This window comes from Streptomyces sp. NPDC006711 (assembly GCF_042869775.1).
In the GTDB taxonomy this organism is placed as follows: domain Bacteria; phylum Actinomycetota; class Actinomycetes; order Streptomycetales; family Streptomycetaceae; genus Streptomyces.
In genome coordinates this window covers 203,121-213,499 of the sequence record NZ_JBIAGO010000014.1, presented here as the reverse complement: position 1 = coordinate 213,499, position 10,379 = coordinate 203,121, and the positions used below count along the sequence as shown (strand labels likewise).

Genomic DNA, 10,379 nt, shown 5'->3' with positions numbered 1-10,379 from the left:
CCCGAACCCCCGCCATCACCATCGCCGCATAACCACCCCAAACAGCCCCATACCCGGCACCACGTCCTTGACGAAGGACATAGAGACACCCCCCCACCACTATCCCGCAAGAGCTCCCAGGAAGCGGAGGGAGCCAGGGGGGGGCTCCGGAGAGAGTGGTGGTGGGCCCCTTCACCATCATCGGGGAGCAGGTAGCCACCTCTTCACCCAGGCACTGGGGCCTGCCCCACTACGGCCGGGCGGCGACGGTGCGCTGCACTTGGCCCGCTGTCTGCGGACGCACGCCGAGCACCGTGGCGATCTCCGCATGGTGTAGCCCCCATGCGAGCAGCCGCAGGTGCGGCCAGCTCGTGCGCGGTGAGGGACGGCCGCCACCTCATGGCAGGAGGGGGCCAGTCGATGTGCCGGTGCTCGCACTCCACTCCGCATCTGGCGGCGCGCAGCCCTTCGGTCACCTCCTCAGCGACCGCGACTGAGCTTTTCCGGACTACTGGTGCCGGGCATCATGGTCATCGACGGCAGCCCATGCCCGAGAGGACGAGTGCGGCAGGTGTTCGGGGACGTACGGACGGTCTTGACGGACCTGTGGCAGCGGCATTGGCCGCTGCCCGCCGGTTGGTTACAAGCTCCGCGACCCGTACCGCAATGCCTGGGTGCGCTTCCATAGCCTGCCGGAGTCGAAGCGATACGCAGAGGACGAGGGCGAGTACGCCGTCGCCCTGGAGCGGTACAACACAGTCCTCGATGAGTTGTTCGCTGGTGGGGATGTGTACGTGATCACGCCGGTCTGGACGGCCGAAGCCGACGTTCCGCCGGTGCGGCCTGACGCTGCGTACTGGCAGAGCCTGCTGGTGCAGGACGATCCTGACCCCCAGTTCCGCACCTACTGCCATTTCTTCGCCGCCCGCCGGCCCTGGCGACATGGCTGCCCTGACGCGCTGCTCCGTGACATTGCGGACGACAAGGTGGCGGGAGTCCTCGTCACCGACGTTCAGATGCGACGCATCTGCCACCCTTACGACGGGGGCGCTGACGTCTTCCTCGCCACGTCTGAGGAACGAGGTCTCACGCGCGAGCGGCATACCCACTGGCTCTCCAGCAGCCCCTCGGGGCTTTGACGGACCAGGGTCACCACCCTGCCCATTTCTGTTGCGGATGACGCCCTGAACTCCAGGAGAACCATCGAGGCCGAGGATGTCGCGGGCGGCAGCCAAGGCAGGAAGCCGCTCGCGAACGCCCTCGATGTGGTCAGCGGCGCCGGTGAGCTGGAGGGCAATCCGCTCGTAGTCGCGAGGGGGGGGCGAGGTCCGGGTCCTTCCACGCGAGGACGGCGGTGACGAGTGCCTGCGGGGCGCGCTCCAGGGGAGTTCGGCCTCGATCAGGCCCTGGGGGCCGTAGAGCACGGCGTGAGTGTCACTCATCGGATGCCCGCCGCTTCGTCGCCCTGGTCGCGGGTAGCCGGTTTCGGCGACCGGGGCCTGGACGGCGACGAAGCGGGCGTGGCCGCAGTCGGCGCGGGCGATCGCCGCCGGGGAAGGACGACCGTAGTCGGACGGTTGAAGGCCGGGAGCAAAGAGGAGGCGGCGTTCCAACGTGACCTGGCGGCCCTCACCCAGTGGGTGGAGCGGGAGGGGCCGCGGCCAGTGCCTCGTGGGGCGGTCGTGGAGATCACCGTCGACGGCGAGGCGGAGCCGGTGCCGGTACGACTGGGGGTATGGGTCTCGGACACCAAAACGAGGTACGACAAGCTGGGAGCAACGCTCCGCACTCGCCGCGCTGGGCATGCAATGGGCGGGGCCACCGCCGGCCGTTAAGGCCGCTGCGGCGCGGTCAGCCAGCGTCCAGAGGCGCCGCGGCAGCGGTGACGACGACCACCCAGTGGGCACCGCGCGCAGCCACCGCAGTACAACTACCTTGTGCAGCGCGGCTTCCATCCGGTCGTTCAGGGCGTCATTGATGACGCCCTGATGTTCCTCGGGCACCTCGCGCACGTCCTGGACCACGACCGTGGTACCGGCGGGTGCCGATCATTCCGATCGTGCTGACCCTCCGGCCGTACTGCCGGGCCGCTTTGCGGATCGCGGCGCGGATCAGCTCCACCCCGCCCAGCCCGACCACCTTCTTCGTCACCCAAATCCATCTGGTACGAGCCGCCGAACCCGCCGGCGCCCCCGGGTAGACGCGGGCCAGCAAGGGCACGAGGACCTCGGCCATGGCGGTGCAGCGCGGGTCCTTCGCGCAGGATCCGCCGGATGGGCCGAGGACCTCCAGGCCCGCCTCGGGGGCGCGTCGATGCGGAGGAGGGGGAGGGCGAAGGGAGCACAGCGAAGCCCTACCTGCTGCTCCACATGCGGTATCCCCCAACGCGGTGACTCAGGACGGCCACTGCCTCAGTATGGGGTAGCCAACTCCTTTACGGCTATGACCATTTGGGGAACCCATGGCCCTGACCGCTGTTGTCTTTCTGACTGTCCCATGGTTGTTGCTTGCCCTGATTCCCATGCGGAACCCGTCCGCGCGACGCCTTTGGCTCGGGATCGTACTGTGCGTCTCGATCCTGACCGTCGCGTTCGCGGCCTACTACGGAGTGCAGCACGCCGAGGATTTCGCATCGGATGCCGAGCGACCCCCGGGGGTCATCACAAGCAACGCCGCCGAGGCGTACAGCAACAACGATGCGATCCCGCCTCGGTGGATGCCCGTCGTCTTCGCGGCGATAATCGTGGGACCTGGGGCTGTCGCCGCCTTGCTGCGGCTGGCGCTGTCCAAGCCCGACCGGACGCCCCCATATCCGCCACCGCCGAGCCACCCCCCGGCCCCATGACCGGTTCCAGGCGCAGGACCACGCTCGTGGCGCCCCAGACGACGGCCTCGGGCAGCGCCGCCGTCGAGCCTGGCCTGGAGCGGATACGAGCGGCGCGGGGCCGTGACGCAGATGGGGGATGCGCAGCTGATCCCAAACGGGGCAGCCGGGTTGCCGACCCAGTGCTTCTGGCCGTTTGGGAACTCGTCACATCACACGTCGGCCGGCGGCGTACACCGCGGCCTGAGCGGCGACTCGCCGGCCGAGGTGTTCGGCGGTGGCTATGTCGGCCTTGTGGACGCCGTCCGGGCCCCGGTCGGTGTCGGTCTGCGCGCCGGCGCCCAGGTAGATGCCGAGGCGGTTGAGGTCGTTCTCGGAGGCGGTGGTGGAGTGCCAGCCGGACATCAGGCCGAGGTTGATCCAGTGCATGCCGTGCTGGGCGGCCAGCACGGAGAAGAACTGCAGGGTGTTCAGCTTGTCGCCGCTCTTCGCACCGGAGTTGGTGAAGCCCGCCGCCAGCTTGTCCTGCCAGGCTTGGGTCGCCCAGCGTTTCGAGGTGGCCTCGGCGAAGACGTGGAAGGCGCCGGACGCGGTGCCCATGTAGGTCGGCGAGCCGAAGACGATCGCGTCGGCGGCGTCGAGCAGCGCCCACTGCTCCTGGGTGATCTCGTCGACCTTGACCAGGTGGGCATCCGCTCCGTGGCCGGCGGCGCCCTCGCGCACCGCTTCGGCCAGCACGGCGGTGTGGCCGAAGCCTGAGTGATAGGCGATGGCGACAAGCGGCGGGACGGCGGCGGCAGACGAAGCAACTGGGGCGGGGGCAGGCGTGGTCATGTTGGAAGGGCCCTTCAGATCGTTGGCGCGAGGCGGTCGATTTCATGACCATGACGGTGAAGGCTCCTCGCCGGCCTGTATCACCGTCGGTGTCAGCGTCGAGGTCAGCCGTTGACGGGGTACCGGCTGGTGACCGCGACGCGGTTGAACGCGTTCATCAGGATGGCCAGCCAGGAGACGGCGGAGATCTGGTCTTCGGTGAGTAGGGCTGCGGCGGCGTTGTAGTCCTCGTCGCTGACGTGTCCGTCCGACACCCGGGTGACCGCCTCGGTGAGACGGAGGGCGGCGCGCTCGGTCTCGGAGAAGCAGCCGGTCTCCTCCCATCCGGGCAGGACGGCGATCCGGTCGGGGTTCTCGCCCTTCTTGAGGGCGTCGCGGGTGTGCATGCGCAGGCAGAACGCGCAGCCGTTGATCTGGGAGGCGCGGATCTTCGGCAGCTCGATCAGGAGAGGACCGAGGCCCGCCGCGGCCGCGGACTCTTCCACCTCCTGGGACAGGATGATGAGGGCCTTGTAGGAGGCCGGGTGCTGCTTGCTGATGATCACGCGCCGGGGGTCGTTCATCGTTCCTTCGATTCGTCGCTCGTGTGCCTTCTCATCAGGAAGACGAGGCAGCCCCCGTGGGTGTGACAGCTCAGAGCCGCGCGAGTTTGTCGGGATTGATGACCCTGTGGAAGGCGGTGATCAGACCGTCGGTGATCTGGACCGTGTCCACGCAGTGGACCCGGTCCTCGCGGTAGAACACCATGGCGAGCTCGCCGCCGACCTCGGCGAAGGCGATGCGGTCCAGATGCCACTGGCGCCCCACCCGCGCCATGACCTCGGCGACACGCTCACCGCCGTGAATGGGCTTGCGCGCCGCGAAAACCTTGCCGCCACCGTCGGTGACGAAGACCGCGTCCGGGTGCAGGAGCCTGATCAGGCCGGCCAGGTCCCCGGCCTCGTACGCGGCGCGGAAAACCTCAAGAACACGTTCGCGCTCCGCCTTCGACGCCTGCGGCACGGACTGCTTGGCCTTGGCGACCCGTCGTCGCGCCCGCGAGGCGTGCTGCCTGGCCGCCGGCACCGAGACGTCCAGCACGTCGGCGATCCTGGCGAACTCGACACCGAAGACATCGTGCAGGACGAAAGCCACCCGCTCCGGCGGGCTCAGCTCTTCCATGATCAGCAGCATTGCCGAACCGACGGACTCATCGACGAGCACCGGCTGTGAGGCGTCCGGCCCCGTCAGCAGCGGCTCCGGCAGCCACGGCCCGACATAGCTCTCCCGACGGTAACGGGCACTTTTGAGAATGTCGTACGAGCGCCGCGCGGCCACCGTCACCAGCCAGGCCCCCAGGTCGGTGACGTCCCGCAGATCCGCTCCGGCTGCCCGCAACCACACGTCCTGGGCCACGTCCTCGGCATCGGCCACACTCCCCAGCAGCCGGTAGGCCACACCGAACACCGCAGGCCGGTGACTCTCCCAACCGGCCCCGAGCGCATCCTCCCGCTCAGACCGTCCGGACGCGTGCCCGTCACCCATACCGATCGCGACCTCCTCCACCGTGCCGACCAGCGTAGCCACCCGAACTCAGGATCTCTGAGCACCCGTGTGTGAGCCGGATCCAGCGTGGCCGAAGCATGATGATCTGAAGTCAACCAGGTGAGGGTAAATCGTCCCGCTTCGGTCCCGGTCGCGTGAAGGCGACCGGGACCGAAACCTGAACGGCGGCTTCGGCCGCGGCTTGCAGGCCGTTCAGCTACGAGGGATTCAGCGGCCGATGTCGTCCAGCTCGGTCACGTCCTCATGCGAGAGGGAGAGTCCCGCGCCGGCGATGTTCTCGCGCAGGTGCGCTGTCGATGACGTGCCGGGGATGAGCAGGATGTTCGGGGACCGCTGCAGCAGCCAGGCCAGTGCGACGGACATCCGTGTCGCCTTCAATCGAGCGGCGACTGCCGAGAGCGCCGAGGACTGAAGCGGGGTAAAGCCCCCGAGAGGGAAGAAGGGCACGTATGCGACGCCTTCGGTGGCGAGCCGGTCGATGAGCTTGTCGTCGTGGCGGTGGGCGAGGTTGTACATGTTCTGCACGCACACGATCGGCGCGATGCTCTGTGCCTCGGTGACCTGCTCCTCGGTGGCGTTGCTGACCCCGAGATGCCGGATCAGGCCCTGCTGCTGGAGTTCCACGAGCGTCTCGAACGCCTCGGCGAGCGAGCCGGGCTGGGGACCTTCGGCGTTGCCGAGTCGGAGGTTGACCACGTCGAGTACGTCGACCCGGAGGGACTTGAGGTTGTCGTGGACCTGGCGGCGCAGATCTTCGGGTCGCCGGGCCGTGGGCCAGCCACCCTGTTCGTCGCGGGTCGCGCCCACCTTGGTCACGATGTGCAGCGACTCGGGATAGGGGTGCAGCGCCTCGCGGATCAACTCGTTGGTGACGCGCGGCCCGTAGGCGTCGCTGGTGTCGATGTGGGTGATACCGAGGTCGACCGCTTCACGCAGAACGGCCAGGGCACCCTCGCGATCGGTGGGCGGCCCCATGACCCACGGGCCGGCCAGTTGCATGGCGCCGTAGCCGAACCGGGTGACGGTCAAGTCACCCAGAGTCCAGGTGCCGCCGGGAAGAGAGAGGGAAGGTGTGCTCATCCTGTTGCCTTTCGTCGTGCACTGGGGGTGGCGCCTGCTGCCTCCCTGCATCAGCATTGGAGAGAAACTTCCTGTCGGGAAGTAGGCACTTCAGAGTGCGTAACCCACCCATCGGTAAGAGGTTCGATCAGTGACGACGACGAAGGCGGCCCAGAAGAGAGCCCAGGCCAAGGTGGAGTACGACGCGTTCCTGGCAGAGTGCCCCAGCCGGCAGCTGCTCGACCGCATCTCGAACAAGTGGGTCGTCCTGATCCTCTGTGCGCTGGGCGGCGACACCAGCTCCGGCCAGCCCGATACAGCACCCGCAGACGCCCCGAAGGCGATGCGTTACTCCGAGATCTCTCGTCTTCTGGCAGGGGTCAGCCAGAAGATGCTGACCCAGACGCTACGGTCGCTGGAGCACGATGGCCTGCTCACCCGTACCGTGACACCAACCGTCCCCGTCACCGTCTCCTACGAGCTGACCGACCTCGGCCTCTCGCTCCACCACATGACGCGCGGGCTCAGAAACTGGGCACAAACACACATGACCGAAGTCATCGCAAACCGTGAGAACCACGACGCTCGCACCTCCTGACGACCGTCCACCAACTCTGTGCTCTCGGTGCTACACCCTCAACTGCGAAGAGCCGCTTTGACGAGATCGGGGCTCCGGTTGGTGCTACACCGGCGGATCTTCTGTAGCACGCGCCAGGCGGCCGTGCACGACAAGAGCGAGGTGCCGACGGCTTCAGCGAGCAGACGCCGGCGGTGGGAGCGGCCGCCGTCAGCACGAAGACTGTCGCGCTGTCGACGGCCGCCAGGACGATCCCAACTGCGGCACCTGTCAGGGGCCGTGTCGTACTGCCCGGAGGAGTCCATTGCGGACAAATTGCGTTGGCAGATGGTGTTCGAGGAGGGACCATGCAAGTTACCCGACATCGACAGGTGCCCAGCCTTCGGGCACGCCGGTGCGTCCACCCGTACGGGCCGATACCGTCGCCGCCGTTCACCAGGCCTCTTGCACAAGGGAGTTGAGCGCTGACGGCAGCCTTTCCGGACCGACGAGGCGGAGGGCCGGCCCATGCGGTGCGGCAGGGAAAGCGACGGGTGCGGTGGTGGGGCGCGGTCACCGCTGTCCTGCTGGCATCGGTGACCGTCTCCTCCGCAGCGCCTCCGTCCGGACCCGGTTTCCGGAGATTTCAGGCCCTCCCCGGCTCGGAACGTAATCCTCCTCATAGGCGACGGCATGGGTGACTCGGAGATCACCGTCGCGCGCAACTACGCCGTCGGTGCCGAGGGCCGGCTCACGATGGACCGGCTGCCGATGACCGGATCGTCCCTGACCTCCGCGGTGGACGAGCGGGGCCACCCCGACTACGTCACCGACTCCGCAGCCGGCGCCGCGGCGTGGGCCACCGGGCGCAAGACGGTTGACGCGACACCCGCCGCGCTCACGGCCCATGTCACCGACCGCTCCTGCAAGGGCCCGGCCGACATGGCGGCATGCCCGGCGGACGCCTGGGCACGCGGTGCGGCGTCTTCCCCGAACCTCACGGGGGCGGTGGCCACAAGGTGAAGGTAGTCTCAACTTTACTGCCCCCAACGGGGCCACACCATGATGGATTCCTCAATTCAGGGAGGGACGAGCACCGTGCCCGAGGCACCCCAGCGGCCGCCGCTGCGCGCCGACGCCCGCCGCAACGTCGAGAAGCTGCGCCAGGCCGCGGCGGACGCCTTCTCCGAGCACGGGCTCGACACACCGCTGGAGACGATCGCGAAGCTGGCAGGGGTGAGCGTCGGCACGATCTACAACCGCTTCGGAAGCCGTGACGCGCTGCTGGACCAGGTCGTCAACGAACTCGCCGACCGGCAGGTACGTGCGGCGATGGCCATCGCGGACGGCACGGTGGGCAGCGCCTGGGACAAGCTGAAGGCCTACGTCGAGGCCATCTGCCAGGCGCAGGCCGACGACCCGGCATTCAACGACGCGCTCTCCCGCCGCTACCCCAACGCCCCAGCCCTCAAGGCCGTCTGCGACCGGTCCCTGGCCTTCGCCACCGATCTGGCCGCCGGCGCCCGCGCCGAAGGGGCCCTGCGCGAGGACGCCCGGATGGACGACATCACCCGCTTCTTCCAGGTCAACGGTGACCTCGTGCGGGCCGGCGACGACGCCGGCCGCCGCCGCGTCCTGGCCCTGCTCTTCGAAGGCCTGCGCGCCCGCACCGGCAGTCGCCCGCTACCCGGCTGAGCCCGGCCAGGAACGGCGGCCTGGGCACGAGCGGGAACGCGACGGCGTCGGCCCCGCCGAGGCAGGACCGACACCGTCGTCGCGCGCGGCTACGCGGCGCGAGCCGCCTTCTCCGCGGCCTCGAACGCATCGGCCAGCGACCGCTCGCCGAGTGGGATCAAATGCTCCAGGGCCGGGATGTGAGCGGCCAGCGTCAGGTCCGCGACGATGAAGGTCGCCTCCATCTCGAAGATCACCGACAGTACCGACTCCAGGTAGTTCAGCACGTGCTCGTGCGGCGCCCGGGGCGTGCCGGGGGCGTAGGAGCCGCCGCGACTGGTCACCACTGTCACCGGCGTGCCCTTCACCTTCGACTCCGGCGAGCCGGCGGTGCGGCCCATCAGAATCACCTGGTCGAGCCACGCCTTGAGGCTGGAGGGCACCGAGAAGTTGTACATCGGCGCGCCGATGACCACCGCGTCGGCCGCCTCCAGCTCCGCTATCAGGACCAGGCGCTCAGCGAAGGCCCGAGCCTGCTCCTCGGTGTGCTCCGCCGGATCGAGCAACCCGGCGGTGTGGGCGTCCGCGGTGATGTGCGGGACCGGCTCGGCGGCCAGGTCGCGGTAGATCACCTCACCACCCGGGTGCTCCTCCAGCCACGTACGACGGAAGACCTCGGTGACAGCCCGAGAGGTGGACGCCTGGCCCGCAAACGCGGACGAGTCGATGTGCAGCAGTGTCGCCATGATGCAACTCCGAAGGGGGGCGGGGCGTGCGGTCCCACCCGCCGTAGGTGGTGGGAGGAGCGCAGCAGGTAACTTGAACTTGCCCTCAACTTTACGGGCAAGTTGAGAGCAAGTTCAAGTTCCGTCGACGAGCCTGCGAGGAAGAGCTGTCCGGTCAACAAGCGGCTGGCCACGGCAAATTGGCCACCTGAAGCGACACCAGAAGTGACGCCCAACAGCACCCCCACCCCCAGCACCAACGTCACCAGCAGGGAACTCGACGGCGTCACCAGCCTGAACTCGATCCGGCCGACACCGCCGCGTGGAGCAGCCGACCGACGCCCTATGCGGCGGCGGGAACGATCAGGACGGCAGCCCCGAACGGATGGAGCGGGCCGGGACGGGTACGACCTTCCGCTACCGCTCCGTCGCCAGATACGACGGTTCCGCAAGCACTCCGGCCCGAACGGCACCCTGGTGATCAGCGGCCTGCCCGTCAGCCGGCCGCGCGCGGCTCGGTCCAGCGCCGGGCCGCCTTCTCGGCCCTGGGCGCCCACGATGGTCGCCTGCGGACTCGGCGAACCCCTCACGTGCCGGACCGGGAAGTCCGGCGTCCTCGTGCAGGACGTCGTTCCCGTGCTCGGGCGTGGGATGCACGAAGGGGTGCCCGGTTTCTGGGGGTGTCCAACCGTTAACCCGAGCTGTGCGGTGCATCGGCAACCCGCTATAACCAGTGCCGTGACGGGCACGGTTCGCCGGGGTGATGGGCGGGGCAATGTCTGTGGGCTGCGCCCATCGGGCAGCGTTTCGAGCGGTCGCTGCGTAGCGGTCTGCCGGGGGCGCCCCCGCTCGGTGAAGGGACGGCGGCGCTGGGCACGTTGGCCGTTCCCGCCCTGATCGGAGTCAGTGAACACGACATGCCCGACCCGCCCGACTCATTCGAGAGGCAGGGGTGTCTCAGACCTCGACGCCGACCAGGCCGTAGTCATCCCCGGCGCGTGGCACCTCGCGCCTCTGGAACAGCCCGCTACGTTCAGCCCCCTGCCACCGGCCTTCTTCGACCGTCTCCCGGAGCAGCACCCAACCTCACACTTCGAGCCGGCGCCCCCGCTGCCGGAGGGTCAGATGGCCCACCAAGCCGATATCCACTCGGCACGGCCGTCAGGCCCGATTCGGTCGCTGT

The 10,379-nt window shown here is 68.6% G+C and carries 9 protein-coding genes and 1 pseudogene; 5 read left to right on the top strand and 5 right to left on the bottom strand.

Annotated features, from left to right (window positions below; genetic code table 11):
* Window positions 1–653 precede the first annotated feature (653 nt).
* Together ACFYM2_RS25570 and ACFYM2_RS25565 are read left to right on the top strand one after the other, a co-directional pair.
* The gene (locus tag ACFYM2_RS25570) at window positions 654–1,118 is read left to right on the top strand and encodes a hypothetical protein (protein ID WP_388839418.1); all 465 of its coding nucleotides are present in this window, start codon (window positions 654–656) and stop codon (window positions 1,116–1,118) included.
* 920 nt (window positions 1,119–2,038) lie between these two features.
* Entirely contained in the window at window positions 2,039–2,179 is a 141-nt protein-coding gene (locus ACFYM2_RS25565) for a hypothetical protein (RefSeq protein WP_388839415.1), read from the top strand.
* 831 nt (window positions 2,180–3,010) lie between these two features.
* Here the strand turns inward: ACFYM2_RS25565 and ACFYM2_RS25560 are convergent.
* The 4 genes from ACFYM2_RS25560 to ACFYM2_RS25545 all read right to left on the bottom strand — a co-directional run bounded on the left by ACFYM2_RS25560 (window position 3,011) and on the right by ACFYM2_RS25545 (window position 6,262).
* On the bottom strand, window positions 3,011–3,637 hold the full coding sequence (locus ACFYM2_RS25560; protein WP_358996833.1) for a flavodoxin family protein: 627 nt from the start codon (window positions 3,635–3,637) through the stop codon (window positions 3,011–3,013).
* Between the two features lie 104 nt (window positions 3,638–3,741).
* Window positions 3,742–4,200, bottom strand: a complete 459-nt coding sequence (locus ACFYM2_RS25555; RefSeq protein WP_388839411.1) for a carboxymuconolactone decarboxylase family protein — start codon at window positions 4,198–4,200, stop codon at window positions 3,742–3,744.
* 70 nt (window positions 4,201–4,270) lie between these two features.
* Window positions 4,271–5,161 (bottom strand): RNA polymerase sigma factor SigJ, encoded by an 891-nt coding sequence (sigJ, locus tag ACFYM2_RS25550; protein ID WP_358997075.1) that lies wholly within the window; start codon window positions 5,159–5,161, stop codon window positions 4,271–4,273.
* A 228-nt stretch (window positions 5,162–5,389) separates the two neighbouring features.
* A complete protein-coding gene (locus ACFYM2_RS25545; protein ID WP_388839408.1) occupies window positions 5,390–6,262 on the bottom strand; it encodes an aldo/keto reductase family oxidoreductase in 873 nt (290 codons plus the stop codon).
* Between the two features lie 130 nt (window positions 6,263–6,392).
* On the opposite strand from ACFYM2_RS25545, the gene ACFYM2_RS25540 reads away from it, so the two are divergent.
* The 3 genes and pseudogenes from ACFYM2_RS25540 to ACFYM2_RS25530 all read left to right on the top strand — a co-directional run bounded on the left by ACFYM2_RS25540 (window position 6,393) and on the right by ACFYM2_RS25530 (window position 8,492).
* Window positions 6,393–6,839: a helix-turn-helix domain-containing protein gene (locus ACFYM2_RS25540; RefSeq protein WP_358996842.1), complete on the top strand. Its 447-nt coding sequence runs from the start codon at window positions 6,393–6,395 to the stop codon at window positions 6,837–6,839.
* Window positions 6,840–7,448: 609 nt separating this feature from the next.
* A pseudogene (locus ACFYM2_RS25535) lies at window positions 7,449–7,787 on the top strand (alkaline phosphatase); the annotation flags it as partial.
* 108 nt (window positions 7,788–7,895) lie between these two features.
* Complete coding sequence (locus ACFYM2_RS25530; protein ID WP_388839405.1) at window positions 7,896–8,492, top strand: TetR/AcrR family transcriptional regulator; 597 nt, start codon at window positions 7,896–7,898, stop codon at window positions 8,490–8,492.
* Window positions 8,493–8,581: 89 nt separating this feature from the next.
* Here ACFYM2_RS25530 and ACFYM2_RS25525 read toward each other — a convergent pair whose 3' ends face one another.
* Complete coding sequence (locus ACFYM2_RS25525) at window positions 8,582–9,217, bottom strand: FMN-dependent NADH-azoreductase (protein WP_388461674.1); 636 nt, start codon at window positions 9,215–9,217, stop codon at window positions 8,582–8,584.
* Window positions 9,218–10,379 lie beyond the last annotated feature (1,162 nt).